Annotated in this window: 14 protein-coding genes; 5 read left to right on the forward strand and 9 right to left on the reverse strand. The window is 57.2% G+C overall.

From position 1 onward, the window contains the following. The coding region (tnpB, locus tag SB822_RS52625) for an IS66 family insertion sequence element accessory protein TnpB (RefSeq protein ID WP_410858508.1) at window positions 1-252 on the forward strand (252 nt) is incomplete at its 5' end. A gap of 31 nt (window positions 253-283) precedes the next feature. Then, entirely contained in the window at window positions 284-1,864 is a 1,581-nt protein-coding gene (gene tnpC / locus SB822_RS52630; protein WP_079503779.1) for an IS66 family transposase, read from the forward strand. Window positions 1,865-2,355: 491 nt separating this feature from the next. Here the strand turns inward: tnpC and SB822_RS52635 are convergent, their stop codons facing one another. From SB822_RS52635 to SB822_RS52665, 7 genes are all read right to left on the reverse strand, one after another. Further along, window positions 2,356-2,601 carry a hypothetical protein gene (locus SB822_RS52635; RefSeq protein ID WP_410858509.1) on the reverse strand — a complete coding sequence of 82 codons (246 nt, stop codon included), beginning with the start codon at window positions 2,599-2,601 and terminating at the stop codon, window positions 2,356-2,358. Window positions 2,602-3,142: 541 nt separating this feature from the next. Then, a complete protein-coding gene (locus tag SB822_RS52640) occupies window positions 3,143-3,844 on the reverse strand; it encodes a TetR family transcriptional regulator (RefSeq protein WP_410858510.1) in 702 nt (233 codons plus the stop codon). A gap of 77 nt (window positions 3,845-3,921) precedes the next feature. Beyond that, window positions 3,922-5,265: an alkaline phosphatase family protein gene (locus SB822_RS52645; protein WP_410858511.1), complete on the reverse strand. Its 1,344-nt coding sequence runs from the start codon at window positions 5,263-5,265 to the stop codon at window positions 3,922-3,924. 590 nt (window positions 5,266-5,855) lie between these two features. Continuing rightward, window positions 5,856-6,521: a hypothetical protein gene (locus tag SB822_RS52650; RefSeq protein WP_410858512.1), complete on the reverse strand. Its 666-nt coding sequence runs from the start codon at window positions 6,519-6,521 to the stop codon at window positions 5,856-5,858. 190 nt (window positions 6,522-6,711) lie between these two features. Beyond that, window positions 6,712-7,332: an RMD1 family protein gene (locus SB822_RS52655; RefSeq protein ID WP_410858513.1), complete on the reverse strand. Its 621-nt coding sequence runs from the start codon at window positions 7,330-7,332 to the stop codon at window positions 6,712-6,714. Window position 7,333: 1 nt separating this feature from the next. After that, window positions 7,334-7,519, reverse strand: coding sequence for a hypothetical protein (locus SB822_RS52660; RefSeq protein WP_410858514.1), 186 nt, complete (start codon window positions 7,517-7,519; stop codon window positions 7,334-7,336). Between the two features lie 237 nt (window positions 7,520-7,756). Beyond that, window positions 7,757-8,284, reverse strand: coding sequence for an HU family DNA-binding protein (locus SB822_RS52665; RefSeq protein WP_410858515.1), 528 nt, complete (start codon window positions 8,282-8,284; stop codon window positions 7,757-7,759). Window positions 8,285-8,840: 556 nt separating this feature from the next. Here SB822_RS52665 and SB822_RS52670 point away from each other — a divergent pair. Both SB822_RS52670 and SB822_RS52675 read left to right on the forward strand, forming a co-directional pair. Next, complete coding sequence (locus tag SB822_RS52670; RefSeq protein ID WP_410858516.1) at window positions 8,841-9,914, forward strand: hypothetical protein; 1,074 nt, start codon at window positions 8,841-8,843, stop codon at window positions 9,912-9,914. Between the two features lie 118 nt (window positions 9,915-10,032). Further along, a complete protein-coding gene (locus tag SB822_RS52675) occupies window positions 10,033-10,707 on the forward strand; it encodes a hypothetical protein (protein ID WP_410858517.1) in 675 nt (224 codons plus the stop codon). Between the two features lie 586 nt (window positions 10,708-11,293). On the opposite strand, the gene SB822_RS52680 is transcribed toward SB822_RS52675, so the two are convergent. Both SB822_RS52680 and SB822_RS52685 read right to left on the reverse strand, forming a co-directional pair. Beyond that, window positions 11,294-11,677, reverse strand: coding sequence for a YybH family protein (locus tag SB822_RS52680; RefSeq protein WP_410858518.1), 384 nt, complete (start codon window positions 11,675-11,677; stop codon window positions 11,294-11,296). 1,619 nt (window positions 11,678-13,296) lie between these two features. Next, a complete protein-coding gene (locus tag SB822_RS52685; RefSeq protein WP_410858519.1) occupies window positions 13,297-14,172 on the reverse strand; it encodes an SDR family oxidoreductase in 876 nt (291 codons plus the stop codon). A gap of 429 nt (window positions 14,173-14,601) precedes the next feature. Between SB822_RS52685 and SB822_RS52690 the strand changes: the two genes are divergently transcribed. Then, window positions 14,602-16,029 (forward strand): IS4 family transposase, encoded by a 1,428-nt coding sequence (locus SB822_RS52690; RefSeq protein ID WP_410858520.1) that lies wholly within the window; start codon window positions 14,602-14,604, stop codon window positions 16,027-16,029. Window positions 16,030-16,112: the final 83 nt, after the last annotated feature.

A 16,112-nucleotide genomic window follows, 5' to 3' on the forward strand; every position in this document is an offset into this window, starting at 1 on the left:
CGCCTGAATCCGATGGACTCGTCGCTTTACATCTTCGGAAACCGGCGTCGCGACAGGATCAAGATCCTTGGCTGGGACGGCAGCGGTTTCTGGCTTATGACGAAACGATTGGAGGCCAGCCGTTTCATCTGGCCCGACAACAAGGCTGAGGTCGTGACGATGACGACCAACGTGCTGCACGCGCTGCTCGATGGCGATGACATCACGACGATTCGACGACATCCGAAGCAGGAATATCTGCGTGTGAGCTGAACAGGCAGACGGTGTGCTGGTCTAACCCAGCATGCCGGTCAACGTCACGATCACCGCCGACGAACTGAAAGAGCTGCTCGCCGAACGCGATGCCGCTCGTGCGTTGCGAGAAGAACAGGAGGCATTACGCGGCGCCCTGCGGCTCGTGACAGCGGAACGCGATCTCGCCGAGGAACGACTCCGGGCCTACCGTCACGAGTTGTTCGGCTCAAAGAGCGAGGCACGAGATTCGGATCAACCCAGCCTGTTCAACGAAGCCGAGGTGCTCGGCGCGAGCAGCTCACCTGCTCAGGAAGATACGCCAGAATCGACGGTCGGCGCACATACGCGCAAGAAGCGGGGCCATCGCAAGCCGCTCGATCCCAACCTGCCGCGCGACGTGGTGCGGCACGAGCTGCCTGAGGCCGAACGCTTCTGCATGAACGATGGTCACGCGCTCGTCGAGTTTGGCGTGGAGATAAGCGAGCAGCTCGACGTGATTCCGGAGCAGCTTCGCGTGATCCAGCACCAGCGCGTCAGATATGCGTGTCCGTGCTGCGATCTCGGCATCAAGGTGACGCCGGCGCCGCCTCGCATCATCCCTCGCGGCCTGTTGAGCGAATCGGCGCTTGCATGGATCGCCGCCGGCAAGTATCAGTTCGGGATGCCACTGTATCGCCAGGCCGGTCTGCTACGTCGCTTCGGCGGCGACATCTCGTCGAACACGATTGCTGCGAGCATGGTCCGTGTGGGTCTCGGAACGCAACCCGTGATCAACCTGATGCGCGATGCGTTGCTCGATGCCGAGCTGATCTACTGCGACGAGACGACACTTCAGGTGTTGAAGGAAAAGGGCCGCCGACCGCAAACGAAGAGTTATCTCTGGGCGCAGATGACCGATTCGGGCGTGCCCATCCGATGCTTCACCTATACACCGGGGCGCGGCACCAGGCTGGCCGACAAGCTGTTCACCGGGATCCGCGAGGGCGCGGTCATGATGACCGATGGCTACGAGCCCTACAACGACATTGCCCGGCGTCACCAGCTCGTGCACCTAGGATGCTGGGTTCACCTGAGACGGTACTTCGTCAAAGCAGAGGACAGCGTACCAAAGGCCGCCCGAACGCCCGATCTGTTGGCGACGCGCTTCATCAAATTGATCGGGAAGCTGTTCGCGGCCGAGGCGCACAGTGCGACGTGGAGCGCACAGCGACGACAGCGATTGCGACGACGATACAGCGCGCGCGTACTCGACGCCATCCACGCGCTGATGCTTGAGCACTCACTCGGCGTCGTACCGAAAAGCCTGCTCGGCAAGGGACTGACTTACCTGCGCGCGCAGTGGCCGAAGCTCATCCGTTACGTCGAGAACGGCGACTGGCCTATCTCGAACAACCCCTGCGAAAATGCGATTCGCCCGTTCTGCGTAGGGCGCCGCGGATGGCTGTTCTCTGACACCGTCGAAGGCGCGAACGCGAGCGCCAATCTCTATACGCTCGTCGAGACCTGCAAAGCAAACAGCATCGATCCCTACCGGTATCTCACCTGGCTGTTCCAGCGCCTGCCTCTGGCGAAGACCGTCGACGACTACGACGCGTTGCTTCCCTGGAAAATGCCGGCCGACCTCCGCTGACCCGCATCACTATCACACCTCACGCGCTCCGCCACCTTACTCTGAGGGGCGTCGTTCGTGGATCGCATACCCAAAACTTCGGTGCTGGGTATCTTGTGAAGGTGGCCATCCAAGGTAGCCCGCGGGTCTTTGTGCCGAATTTGGCAACCGACATGCGACTGTCTGGACTCGACGAGGGCGCGTGGCATTATGACATTGTCATCAGCGAACCGTTTTCCTGATGGGTCATCATCAACCGTATCTGACACTGAGACTTCGAGAGGTCGGAGCGCCCGCAGCATCGGGAAGAACGATTTTTTTTGCGGAAGCCGGTGCCGCATGCAAGCGGATGGAAGCTATCAATGGCGCGGGCCTGCCTGGGGCCGTCGTTGTTATAAATTGGGACGGCCCTCGTGGGCTTCCAGCCGATACGATAGTGCTTCAGGCATCCGGCCGTCGGGAGCAGACACAGGTCTACTACTTGCGGAGCCGATGCACAGTGCAGAAATCGCTCAGCTACCGCCGAAAAAGATATTGCATTGCGGGTCCGTCCTGCACTTCTCCGCGGTGCGCCTTCCGGCCTGCGTGTTTGTGGAGGGCATTCCGCCATATGACTGATACGTCATATCAGTGGACGCTGCCGGAGTAGCGAGATTCTGCTGCGCCTGCGGTGCCTGCATCGTGTCCTGGGCGCTTGCGAGCCCCGGCAAGACCAGCAATCCGCCAGCAGCAAGCACGGCCATCAACCGTGATTTCATGATTCACTCCTTGACCACCTTCGTGGCTTCCCCGGGGGTTTGCGTTATTCGCGCACCACCCTCCGCACTCGCACGGGGAGGCAGCGGATGCGATTGGTGCTGACGCTATCTGGAAGACGACGCGCAATGCGCTGAGCCGAGGTACGGAGCGCAGCTCATCGGGCGCGAAATCGCGATATCGGCGGGGCTTGTGAACCCGCTGATGCATCTCGCACCTGTGGGCTCTGTTATAGGGCGCGTGGCGGACAAACAAAGGTGCAATGCGAAAATACCCTGCGCTGCACCGGCACGCATGACGGAGGGATACCCGCCCGGGAACCGGTATGTAACTGGCTACGGGCTACCTGTGGCTGAAGGGCGCGGGCTGGGGCCAAACGACGGCGAAAGCTCGAACGGCGTGGCAAAGATAGAACGACAGGCGGTGACGGCAATCTCACCGGCACCGGAGTGTGTTGGCGGGCGGTCCATCTCCTCCGGACCGCCTTCTTTGTGCGTCGCGACCCACGTCGGCAAAGGTCTGTATCCGTGAACCGGATACCCTTCAGTTCATTCTCGCCCCATCTTCTCGTGCAGCGGCTCTGGCGTCCGCAGAATAGACAGGTATGGCTGCCGATGCCGGCCTCAAAAACGACAGCAGCATCTCGACCTGCATCGCGGACACTGCCTCGATGGCAGACGGCGCCGAGTAGTCCCGCCCGACAAACGCCTTCAGGGTGAACCGGTTGGAAACCACGTAATAGCCCATGGCGACCATGGTCACGTAGAAATCCAGCGCGTCTACCTCGGCTCGGAATTCCCCGGCAGCTGCGCCGCGCGTCAGGGTTGCGCTTAACAGGCTAATCAACGGCGAAATGGCCTCTCGCAGTTTCGCCGAGCGCTCGAGATATTGCCCTTCGTGCAGATCTTCGTTGTTGATGAGGTTCAGCCACCGGGGGTTCGCCCGAAGGTAATCCCAAATGGAGCGCGCGAGCGCCCGAATGGCGTCTGCTGGTGGCAGCCCAGACAGGTCCAGACTCACCTCATGATTCGCGAACTCCACGTACATGGCCTCGAGGACGGCGACGTACAGCCCTTCCTTGCTTTCGAAGTAGTAGTAAAGCATCCGCTCGTTCGTGTCGGCGGCGGTGGCAATTGCGTCGACGCGCGCCCCGGCGAGCCCGTGCGTTGAGAACTGTTGCGTCGCGGCTTCCAGAATCCGCCGGCGCGTGCCCTCGGGGTCTCTTTTTACTTTGGGTTCGTTCATTGTCGGCTGCTCCATCTTTTGCAGTGGAAAAGCTTTGGTGACGCCGCCATTGACGCAGAGGGCACGCACCGCCGGTTCTAGTGATGCGCGTAAAGCGGCAGGAACGGGTCCTTCGCTCGCGGGGAACCTTCGCTCGAGGGTCTTGAGTCATCACTCACTGCGACAGGCGACGGACATTGCGGAACGACTGGGCGAGGCGTGGACAGGCTCAACATCTTCGAGAAATCGTCTGCGGCGCGCACGCGTGCGGTCAGAATGAGCGCCCCATTGAGTTCGAGCAGCGCGTCTGTCGTCTTCAGTATCGACGTGTGGTCGTACAACGAATGGTCGATGGTCCCGGCCGGAATGAAAGGAGACACGACGATAGCCGGCACACGCACGCCCAGTCTGTCGAACGCGAAGTTGTGCGTTTTCAGGCGAGCGTTTTCGGCGGAGCGTGGCGGTTCCGCATTGGGAGGTGTCACGTGGTCGAAGAAACCACCGTGTTCATCGAAGACGATGAGCAGCACGCTGTTGTTCCACAGGTCGGAAGTACTGATGGCGTCGTAGACCTGTTTGACTAACGCTTCTCCTCGGCGGACATCACCGCACGGATGCATAGAATTGCCATTCCGGAAATCATTCTTCGCGTCGTAGGTAGGTTCGATGAATATGAACTTCTCGGTCAACGAATTGCTGGCGAGTCGCGATATGAGCGTATCCATGGAGACGAAACGGTTGAGCAGATTTTGCATTCCGTGGATGCCGCGCGCCTGTGCCACGTCGCCCTGTACGATGAGCCAGTCCGATTCCCGAAGCTTTGAAAAGACCGTTCCATTAGGGAAGGTGAAGAGAGGTGCGTTGAAGAACACCGCTTCCACCACCTGCGCATCACTAGGTGAGTGGTCAAGTCCAGACGCGGTGCCAGCTACAGCAAAGAAACGATTGGGCCACGTTGGCCCCGGCACGGAGGCAAACCAGTTGTCGCAAACGCCAAACTGACTGGCCAGGAAGTTCAGCACAGGGAGCTGGTCCGGCGTGAATGCGTTGAATGCATCTGCCACAGCGTCCGAATGGTCTTCATATGTCGCAGCAAAGCCCGTCGTTGAAGTATCCGTTGCAAACGGAGGGTAGCCGCTTGCACCAAACACGAGTGAATCGTTGCGCACGGTATCTCCACTGGCGACTTGCAACCCGCACAGCTGAACACAGGCGTCGGTGAATTCATGACCCGGGTCGAAGCCGAGAGCGTAGGGCGCCCCTTTACCAAGTTGGTAAGAAGTGCCAGTTCTTCCAAAGTTGACGATGGGGGTTGTCGGCAGCCCGTTGGCGCTTGTCGGGGCACCTGTGGGCGTAGTGCCAATCAGGTTGGACCACCCGAACACACTGTCATAAGAACGGTTCTCAAGCATGAGAACAAAAACGTGCTGTATTGCCGCCATGTGTGACCTCGGAATGTTATTGCCCTGCGCGTTCCAGGTCGGCGGGCAGCCGATGAGGAAAGGAACCCGGGCCGTTAGTGTCCAATTCGGCTTCGCCCCAACTATTCATGAGCACAGCCGACTGAAACTTGTTTATTTATATGTGGATTACGCAAAAACGCAATGAGGAATAAGCTCGATGCGACGTGGTCTCGGTCAAAGTGGAAATGGCGTGCGGAGGCGTACCAAAGGAGCGCGCGCTGCCACATCTAAAAAGACCATCATCCATTTAGATGGCGCGATGTCTCTATGAAGCGTGTCTCGAACTAAAGAAGTTCAAAGACATCTTTTAGCGAATGACTTTATATTCGCGGCGCCAAAATTGACAGAGCCGGACTGCGGGATAGCACTCTTATCGGGATGGTCGTCGTAACTGACTCTCATGTTTGTTGCTCCTGGCAGCCGGATACGTGGCAAATTGCTCCATCTGTTAGCGCCGAAGTGAAACGGACCAGTTAACGCAGCTTACAGCTGGAGGCGAGAAAGCCGATATCCAACGTCTCGTGAAACAGGGCTTACGCAGGAGCGTGCCTCGGACGGCGACTGCCGTCTCACCACTCCTTCATGGTTTTACTCAGGAAGGTTCCGACCATCCCTACGCCTAGCCCGAAGGATGCAGTGCTAAAACCGCCTGATGGCACCTCCGAACCGACGTCGGCCGCTATGAGTGCCAACCCACCAAAACCGAGTGCTATCAAACCCCACCTATTTCTGGTTTTCGTGTCTCGCAACGATGATGAGGCCTCCGCGCTGGCTTTGCAGACGACATCACGCGTCTGACTGATATCCCTCTCAATGAGTTGCGGGTCGGGCTTCTCGGTAATGTCATTCCGAAAGTCTTTTGCTCTATCGAGAATCTGCCCGGCAGCTTCGTTGCTGACGCCTATCTGGTTCAGTGCTGTGGCTTCCGCGTCGACGAAGCTTCCTGCGAACGAGCGTGCTGCCTGGAGCGCCTCGCGTTGTTCGCCGCCGCTCTTTTTGGACTTTGCGTGTAGCGCTTTCTTGAAGGACTCGTCGCTACTCAGGCGTTTGAGCGCATTGCATCCCTGCGAATAGGCCTTTGCCACCTCTTCAGGGCTAGAGTTTTCGTCTAGTGCGTATATGGCGTTCGTCGCGTCACCGAGATAGCTCAGCGGGGAACCGGCGTAAGCGGGTGCGGCTAGAACAAACACGAAAGCTATCGGGATGGCCGCTGACTTGATGAGAGAAAAGGGCATGGAATGCCTCCAGCCGACATGACGGATACGACCAGAAGAGAGCGAAGGAACGCTATCGTTCCGACACTTTATAGAAGGTTGGGGCCGATAGCGCAAGATGAGGGCGCATCTGGGACAACTCGCGGTGCGATGCACCATCACCGTCCGCACGACAGCTTGAGAAGGCCAACGGCCGGCTAGGAGAAAGCACTCAGAAAAGGAACTTATGCGCCAGGTCTGCCAAACCAATCACGATTTCAAGGGCAATAAGCCCTATGACATACCATTCGAGGCGGTGAACGTGTTTGGTTTCCGCGATTTCGGCCAGGGTTTGCGCAGTTCCCGAAATTAGCTGCAGCTTGCGTTCAAGCGCGGGTTGTCGCTCGTGCAGTTCGTATTCGTCCTCCAATAGCGCATAGAGGCCGCCGAGCTCCGGGTGTTCCCAAAGGGTCTCCGGCTTGTCGCCGATTTCAGCCCGGCCGACCATGCGGTGTTCGATTAGGAGCATCCCGCCAATTTTTGAGAGTAGCGTTTTGGCGTCCGCGCTCACCTTTCCTGTTCTCGCCAGTTCCGATGCCAACGGAATGATGCTATCGAACTCGCTCGCGGTCTTGTCTTCATACATCGACAGCACAAGGCTTTTGCTGAGGCTGTCCGCTATCACCTGAGCCTTTTCCAACGTCAGCGCATCGAGCCAGACTGCACCGCCCTGCACACCAACGTTCGTCTTGCCGCTCTGGATGGCGATTTCTTCGAGCTGAGGTCGCCCGTAAGCGTTGTACAGCAACGGGGCTAACGAGGAGAGAAACCGTTGTTCATCATCAAGCGCCAAATCAAAAAAGCACGACGACGCCGTACCTGAAAAGAACGGCGATGCCGTCGGAGCCCCCTACCGTTACCGTCAGCGGTGTGGTGTCGAGAGAATCGGTGATTTTGAAGTTCTTGAGGTCAATCCGGTCGGCGATGAGATGCGCACGGGCCCGTACCTGCGGAAGCGAACTGATGGCGAGATTCGACATTGGGTCACTTCAGTGCGTTGACGTCATCGAGAGTATAGGCGTGAACCCAATGCCGCGGTATGCGTTTGACCCACCGCAGTCCCGGACGTCGGAAGGCTCAGTCAGCAATTGGGAACACGCAGGCGTTGGGTTGCCATTGGGGCACAGGTACCGTAGCGAGCTCGGACCGTGTTACGTTGGAGATGGCATTAAAGAAGCCCGCTCGAAAAGCGGGCTTTTTATCAAGCGACGCGGCCCTTACGCTGCTGCGTCCTTCAACTTCTTAAGCGCCCGCACCTTCAGGCGGACAGTCGCCGGCTTGGCGTCAAACCAGCGCTCTTCACCCGTGAACGGGTCCTTGCCGAAACGCTTCTTTTTCGCCGGAACTTGCTGGACGCCAATCTTGAGCAAGCCCGACAGCGTGAACTCGCCGGCCCCCTTCTTATGAACAGAACCCAAGATGGTGTCTTCCAGAGCCGCAAGGATGTGTTCGGCGTGATTCCCGCCTGAGTTCAGAATCCCGAGTGCATCGAATGAAACCAGGAACTGGTCATAACGTTTGACGGCAACGTCTTCGCCAATGATGCAGCCGAAAGTCATGCCGTGAAGCCTTCCAAGGTGAACGTCGCAGTGTTCGAAAACGCCGTCGAAAGTTCCGCCCCAGCTTCGGCGACGCTTATAACTGTTGCGCCCGCACCAACTGAAATTATCGAAATTTGGATTTCGCTTTTCGAAGCAATCACAGACACGACTATGTCGCTGTCTTGTAATCAGGGCATCGCCCATCTATAACAAATCTTGCATCGCAATCTTAATGCGACTGCTCGACTCAAAAAGTCACCCTGAGCAGAATTCTGTGCACACTATCAGCGCATATCTGCTAGCACTAATCCGCCAAACACTGGCTTAGTGAGGCTTTTCCATTCTATAGAACTGGTTCTTGACGCAGCGGGCTCACATCGAACAAAAAATAGCCTGTTTTTGCGTGCTAGCCAGATTATCGATATCGCCGTTTTCCGAAAACAATCGCGCACCTCAATGCCGAACTTACGACGGTCACTTTGACTCCGCAGAAGTATTTGCAGTCGAAGCCGTATTCGCGTGGAAGTGGTGCATAGCGAATGAAAGAGGCGTGTTGGTTCGAACCTGTGTCTCGGACGTTTCTGATGGATGAATAGCGGATGTCACGGAGGGGCTGTTAGCTTGTCCTCGGAAGACCTGTCATCTAAGCGCCCGAGCCCATCATCAGAGGTTTTTCTGATTCGAGTGACTTTGTTACGACTCGCATGGAGGTGACGAAATGTGTAGAAGAACTCTTGCCGACTGTCTGCGTCGATATGTATTGAAATTCGCTTTGCTATTTTCTGGGTCGGTATTAAGTGTTTTCGCGTTCGGTCAGGGAGCAACGACGCAAGGACAGACCAGCCCGTTCTCAAGGACCCTAGAGCTTTTTGTTGGCGATGTCGGCGACAATACCGTCAAGCGCTTCGACACTTCGAGCGGAGCATATCTCGGCACCTTCATTTCTTCTGGAGATGCGGGCTTGAACGGGCCGATGGGCTTAATCTTCAGCGAAGGTCAACTCGTAGTCGTCAACCAGAACTTCGGCAGCGACTTTGGAGAGATTCTTCGCTTTGACGGCAGGACAGGCGTGTTCCTTGGCAAGCTTGTTTCTTCAAGTGACAGGGGCGCGCCCTTTGCTCCGCAAGGCATCGTCCAGGGTGCGCCGGGCGACCGCTTTTACGTTGCGGATATCGGCACGCAAGGGAACACCTGTGACAGTCAGGGCAACATCAGGGAATATGGCGAGTCTGGCGCCTTCCTGGGCAACCTCGACCGGCGCAATTTCACGCCGGCGTTCTATCCACGCGGGGTAGTCTTCGGGCCTGACGGACTGCTTTACGTAGCCGCAAGAGGGTGCCCCATCTCGACAAATCCAGATGACGCGCTCATCGCGTACGTGCTGCGCTTTAACCCATTTTCAAGGAAGTTCGTCGATGTGTTTGCGTCGAACAAGACGGTGCCCGAGTTGCATCGGCCGGAAGGACTGGTTTTTGACAGGGAAGGCAACCTCTGGATTACGAGCTTTCGCAACAACAGCGACCCCAACGACACAGACAAAATCCTGAAGCTTTCAGGCAGGACAGGTCGTCTTCTGGACTCGATTCCATTGTGGACAACTGGCAACCCCAGAGCCACCGCACAGGCAATCCTCTTTGGGCCAGATGGAAAGCTGTTCATTCCCATTACGGGTGCCGCGCCTGAGACAACGGGGCAGGTACGCCGCTGCGACACGAAGACGAAACAGTGCGACGTCATCGTTCCGGCCAACTCCATGGGCGGTCCCCTTCAATCGCCGTGGTTTCTGATTTTCAGGAACAGCGACCCCGCGACACTTAGCTACAAAGGTCGTTGAAGTGGGAGGCGGGCGGGAATCCCCACTTGCAACTGGACGCTGAGACCTCGCGCATAAGGGGAGCGGCGGTGCAAATCGGATGGCGGCGTACGGCGAGTGCTCGGGAGAGGAGCGACGGATGGACTATGCGATGAAGGAAGGTCCTGGAACACTGCATCGGCGACTCGTGCTTCTTGTCGGCCTGAGCAGGCACGTTGGCTTCCGCCGCGACAGGATTGTGTGGCAGAAAAGTGTGCCGACGCAGCAGGCATGGCGAATCGTACTGGCAGAGTTTGATTCAACCAATCCCGTTTTCTTTTTCGGGTATCTTCCCACCGAGCCGTCCGATGAGCAGTTGGCCCAATGGGTGGACGCCGGTCTACGCGCGTGTGTCGCTGACCAGGTTTCCGTGCGTCCGAACGAGATAGATATCTCCAGAAAGCTTCTGGGCGGTAACCCGCGTACCGTTGCTGTGCTTGCTTCGCACAGCCTGAAGGTCGCTTGCCCGACCGACGACTTCGACGCCGGCGTACATCACGCTGCCGAGGCTGCCGACGGAGTACTTGGGCACTACATGTGGGAGGCCGCATTCAACCAGTTGCCGCCAATGCACACACCTGAGGGATGGATTGTCGAAGGAATGCCGCCCTTGGCAGGCGTGTCAGGAATAAGCGGCGAGGTGGGCCTTCTCTTCTCGCGGAATTTCTTGCGCAGGCACCTGCGATTCCACGGCCTCGACCCGGAAACGGTCGACGAGCGACTTCCCCGGCAGAAGGTGCGCCTAGCGGCGCCTCGCAAGCAGTCGCGAAGATGACGGCATCAAATGCGGCGTTTTATACCCATTCCCAGCTTTGCCAGTTGTATTTTGTAAAGCGCGCCCCTTGGAATTTCCGGGTTTTGCTCCGCGAAATAGTCGCGCGTGTCGGTCCATCAACGGCAATAGTCATGGTTTGTGGCTCGACCTTGATGACGCATTTGTGCCGGGGAAACAACGACTTTTCAGACGACCATTTGCGGACATCGCTGTGTGGATTCTGAATCCCGACGAACTGCACCAGGTGGATGCAATCTTGACGACACACCTCATGGGTGTCTTTAGACGACTGTGTCCAGGTGTTTTCTCACCAACCGCAGTCATCACGACCGTGAGACTCTTCTCCATTCTGCCGGCACTACCTAGGTTGAAGATGGGCTTTGCGTTAAGACGCGTCGCCTTTTCGACCATTGCCGCTGCGAAATCAACGCCCAAGGTATCGGCACCTCGCGCAGTTGCTGCCGCTGCGACATAGCGGGGACTCGTCGCAGCAGCCACAAAACGGGCGCTCCGTCGGGCTTCGAGTGTGTCACCCAGTGCGCCACTCGACTGAGTCGTCAATTCGGCGTGATAGGGATGCAACTGGTCAAGGCGTCGTGGGATTCACGTTCCACGCGTGCGCTTTGATGCGCAACGCGGAGCCTTCCTTCTGTGCGATGAGTAGGAAGTTTCCGCTGATGTCCATGGTCTGTCCGCCCGATATGTTGATATTCCCAGTCCAGGTTCCGGATTCCCAAGCCACATTTCCATCAGATGTGCAAAACCGCTGCTGAATTTCCAAACGATTCCAGACTTTCGTTGCTACTTCGGTCCATCCTTCGATTCCCTTTGGTCCGGTCACAGCTTCTTGGCCCGCCGGAATGAGAATGGCGTCGTCGGCAAACAAGGCCGCCCAACTGTGCGTATCGTGAGCGTTGACTGTATCGACGAACTTACCGTTCAACGCGGCAAATGCCTGCGAAATGTCCATGGTGCTACCTCCTTGAGGCGTGGTGGGATGCAGCTTGGGCGAATTGATGACGTGACAACTGACCTCGCACGTCGAGCTATGCCACGTCTATCTCCGGCTGGGATGAGAAGCAAGCGAACGCTATCTCCCGGTCGCTGTGCGTTATTGGCCGAGACGCGCGCACGCCTACACCGGAGAGCGCGCGCCAAGGCGCTACTCAACGGGTATCGAGCTTATGTACTGGAAGCAAGTGACCATAGTCGCCAATTCGTCTTGACTCACTACACGGTCTGGGACACGTGGTTGACACTCGACGATGAGGGCACTTTCGAAAGTACAGTGAAGCGTAGGCCAACGATTTGTTTGTTGCAACCCGCGAGAATATTGGTTGTCGGCGACAGTCCGGCTTCTCGCTGCCGCGTGTTTTCGTCTCGATTACCACCGACGAATCCATGTGCGGAAAGGTTACGGGAATAGCCGAAAGGTTTATTATCGAAGTGGAAAGGTCGAAATGAATTGTCGCTAACTGTGTGTCGGGGTGTCGGGTGCTTTTGTCTTATGAATAACGGCAGTGCCCAATTAAGAGCGCTTGCACTAGATGACTGGAAGCTGCGGAGACCGCTCTCCATCGATTGTCATAACGACTGTGCCCATCGACGGATGAACCGTCCGGTTTTGACTGTCGATACATGCAAGCAAAAAAATATAACGATATGCGAGCGATTTCTTAAGCTAGTCTTCAGGTCAACTGGCTATAACGCAGCATGCAACCACCACCTTAATGTGATTACTGGCCTTCGAAGGTCACCTTGAGCGGACTTCTGCGTTTCCCCCATTAAGCGCATATCTGCTAACTCCAAGACGAACATTTGGCTCGGTGAACAGTACTCCCGCCTATAACGTTCGGCCTGCGCGGCGCTCCCGACGGAAGCGTCCTGCTGAGCTATCGACTGGTCGGCAGTTTCGCCGGCTGTTCTTCCTGCCAATGGTTCTCGTCGCCGACGAGATTCAGTTGGACGCACGGGCTGCGGCAACCCGCTAGCCGTCCGGAAGAAGAATTCACGGATTACGAGATGTTTTATCGGAGAGCTACCATGAAGACCATCGCGATGTTAATTGCTTTGCTTGCACTTGTATCAATTGCAAAGGCAGAGCAGGGTGACGCAGAAGACCAGAGCATTGATTGAGTAGATGATGCAGCAGAAGGGCTTTGAAGTGGCACGCCGTCAGCTACCTTGTGGACCAGTGGTAGCATCAGGCCTATCTCGTGGGAAACGTCCGGCTACTGATGAAGACGATGCACAATCCCGGCTCATCGTTCAGGGAAATTCTCGGGGTAGGCTAGCCAGGGCATTTGTACGTGACCCACTCTCACTCATAGTGTTCCCAGAGGACATGGTTCGACAGCAAAGGCTGATAGCAGTCTACCGACTCTACCTTCGCGTATCTGGAGACTGCAGAGCCCAGCAACCTGCGGTTTTACTCAGTGTACGGATTTGAGGTGCCGGGTACTTCTGAGCTGCGGCATGGGTCTCGTGTCTGGAGCGCGTGGCGCCAGGCACCCGACAATCAAAATTGGTGACGCAGGACTACGGCAGCGCCTGAAGAGCAGTCCTGCATCTCAACGAATGCTGCGGACGTCATTTACTCGGCTTGGCCTTGACCATGTTGTCCGCCCGTAGCATGCCGGGCAATGCCTCAACGAAGAAGTCTGCCTGCAATGCAGCGCCAGTTTGAATGTCGTATTGCGCGAAGTCACGCACACCAGCCGCCAATAGCACTTCATCATCGAGAAAGAAATTTCCCGAGCACTCCCTGGATGGGCGTGTCAGGATATAGTGGGCCGCGTCGGCGACTATCTCCGGCTTGCGACACGCGGCAATCATGTCAGCGCCGCCAATCTCGTTTCGCACGGCAGCAGTCGCAATCGCGGTTCGCGGCCACAGCGAATTCACAGCGACGCCACGGTCCTTGAACTCACCGGCCAGCGCCAGTGTGAACAGGCTCATCGTGTATTTGGCAATGCTATATGCCGGGAAATCCTTAAACCACTTCGGGTCTGTGACCAGCGGAGGCGACAGCGTCAGGATATGGGGATTCGGCGAATCGAGGAGGTGAGGCAGGCAAGCTTGAGCACAGACAAACGTGCCTCGCCCGTTCACCCCGTGCATCAGGTCGTACCGCTTGACGGGCGTATCCAGCGTTCCCGTCAGCCGGATGGCGCTGGCATTGTTCACGAGTATGTCGATGCCGCCGAACACCTCAACGGCCCTCGCAACCGCGCCCTTTACGCGTTCCTCATCGCGAATGTCGACGACCAGCGCAAGCGCCTTTCCGCCAGCAGCTTCCACGGCCGCCGCTGCCGTGTGCACAGTGCCCTCAAGCCGCGGGTCCGGGTTGGCCGTCTTCGCTGCAATCACAATGTTCGCGCCGTCGTGTGCCGCCCGGAGTGCAATGGCGAGTCCGATACCGCGACTGCCACCTGACATGAATAGCGTCTTGCCGGCGAGGTTCATGGTCGTCTCCTTCATACTTGCCCTGGTACCTGGTTACGTACGAAAAGCGGCGTTGCTGCGAGTCAAAACAGCACGACTGAAGCCAAACGCCGTTACTGGACGGCTGCGCTGCTTTCACGACTTCTTGACTGGAATGACCTGTCCTGTGATGTCCTCGACCAGACTTCGGTTGTACGCCTGGGCCACCACCGCGGCGGGGGTACCTGCGGAATAGGCCTGTCCCATCGCGGCAAGCGTTTCTGAAACCCAGCCTGGGCTGACGGCATTAACCCCATCCCATTACACATAAGTCTGTAGGCGCCGAGAAAGTCGTTTACGGTCAATGACATAGCGGAGTGGGTTGTAAACTGCTTCGGAGTGCTTGTGATTACCCACATTTTAATCGAAAATTCTGCTAACCTGGAACCGTTTAGGATACCTATATGACGAATGAAAGGAAGAGAACAAGAAGATGATGAATCATGGTTGGACCGCGAGATTGCGGGGAGTGAATTTAAGGACACCCGGCTACGCAAGCGGTTTGGAACGCTGCTGGAGCAGCTGTGGAGGGGCATGGGGCAGACCATTCCGCTTGCCTGCCAGGACTGGGCCAATACCAAGGCAGCCTATCGTTTCATGGACAATGATCGCGTAAGTGAGCAGGACATTCTGAGTGGACATTTCCAGGCAACCGCACAGCGTTTTTCGACGACCGATGGACCGATTCTTGTACTTCAGGACACCACCACGTTTTCGTACGAAAGGGAACGTCCCGAACTCATCGGTTACGCTGGCAGCGCGATAACTTCCGCCCAGCGGCGAGGCCGGGCGAAGCCGAGCCCGCAATGCGGCATCCTGATGCATTCAAGTCTCGCAGTGACAGCGCAAGGGCTGCCACTCGGGCTGGACGCCATCAAGTTCTGGAGCCGCAAGGAGTTCAAGGACACTGCGACCAAGCGCAGCAAGGTCAATTTCACACGCATACCGATCGAGAAGAAGGAAAGCTTTCGCTGGATTGAGAATCTGCGGCAATCAACAACTCGACTCGGCGATGCGGATCGCTGTGTGCATATCGGTGACCGGGAAAGCGACATCTTTGAACTGTTTTGCGCTGCCTACGAGCTCGGAACGCATTTTCTGGTGCGGACCTGCACTAACAGGCTGGCCGGCGACGGCGGGCATACCGTTGCAGATGAAATGTCAGAGGTGCGGGTGAAGGGATTGCATCGGATCGAATTTCGCGACGCCAAAGGGCACCCTCACCAGGCGCTTCTGGAGATCAGATATCGGCGCCTCACGGTTTGGCCGCCCGTCGCAAAGCAGCGGCACTATCCAGCGCTCAGACTGACGGTCATCCATGCGACGGAACGCAGCGAGCCGGTGGGTCGGGAGCCTATCGAATGGAAGTTGCTCACTGATCTGCCGTTGAACTCACGTGTGGAGGCAATCGAAAAGATCGACTGGTACGCGATGCGCTGGAAGATAGAGACGTTTCACAAGAATCTGAAGTCCGGTTGCAAGGCTGAAGAGTCGCAGTTGCGTACAGCCAGCCGGTTGACCAACCTGATCGCCATCTTCTGCATCCTTGCCTGGAGAGTATTCTGGCTGACCGAGATCAATCGATGTGCACCAGAGGCTCCACCGGAGGTGGCGCTTACCGCAACCGAGGTGACGCTTCTTGACCACCTCGTCAAAGATACGGCACGCACAGCACAGGCGCCTCCACTGTCTCGCAGCCTCATCAAGCTCGCCCAGCTGGGCGGCTATCTCGCACGCGCCAACGATCCTCCGCCCGGCAATAAGGTCATCTGGCGCGGCATGCATCGGCTTGTCGACATCCAGATCGGATACTGGCTGGGGCGTGAAAATAGTGGGTAATCACAAGCTTCGGAGTGTCGTTTACTGTCGCATTTTGGGCGGCGCATGAAGCAAGAGGCAGCGAGCTGGGCAGCGGCAGAATT

The organism is Paraburkholderia sp. SIMBA_054 (genome assembly GCF_046534875.1).
Classification (GTDB): Bacteria; Pseudomonadota; Gammaproteobacteria; order Burkholderiales; family Burkholderiaceae; genus Paraburkholderia; species Paraburkholderia hospita.

Excerpts from the sequence above, each read along its gene's own strand:
- tnpC (WP_079503779.1), top strand. The coding sequence starts at position 284 with ATGCCGGTCAACGTCACGATCACCGCCGACGAACTGAAAGAGCTGCTC.
- SB822_RS52635 (WP_410858509.1), bottom strand. The coding sequence starts at position 2,601 with ATGAAATCACGGTTGATGGCCGTGCTTGCTGCTGGCGGATTGCTGGTC.
- SB822_RS52640 (WP_410858510.1), bottom strand. The coding sequence starts at position 3,844 with ATGAACGAACCCAAAGTAAAAAGAGACCCCGAGGGCACGCGCCGGCGG.
- SB822_RS52645 (WP_410858511.1), bottom strand. The coding sequence starts at position 5,265 with ATGGCGGCAATACAGCACGTTTTTGTTCTCATGCTTGAGAACCGTTCT.
- SB822_RS52650 (WP_410858512.1), bottom strand. The coding sequence starts at position 6,521 with ATGCCCTTTTCTCTCATCAAGTCAGCGGCCATCCCGATAGCTTTCGTG.
- SB822_RS52660 (WP_410858514.1), bottom strand. The coding sequence starts at position 7,519 with ATGTCGAATCTCGCCATCAGTTCGCTTCCGCAGGTACGGGCCCGTGCG.
- SB822_RS52665 (WP_410858515.1), bottom strand. The coding sequence starts at position 8,284 with ATGGGCGATGCCCTGATTACAAGACAGCGACATAGTCGTGTCTGTGAT.
- SB822_RS52675 (WP_410858517.1), top strand. The coding sequence starts at position 10,033 with ATGGACTATGCGATGAAGGAAGGTCCTGGAACACTGCATCGGCGACTC.
- SB822_RS52680 (WP_410858518.1), bottom strand. The coding sequence starts at position 11,677 with ATGGACATTTCGCAGGCATTTGCCGCGTTGAACGGTAAGTTCGTCGAT.
- SB822_RS52685 (WP_410858519.1), bottom strand. The coding sequence starts at position 14,172 with ATGAACCTCGCCGGCAAGACGCTATTCATGTCAGGTGGCAGTCGCGGT.
- SB822_RS52690 (WP_410858520.1), top strand. The coding sequence starts at position 14,602 with ATGAAAGGAAGAGAACAAGAAGATGATGAATCATGGTTGGACCGCGAG.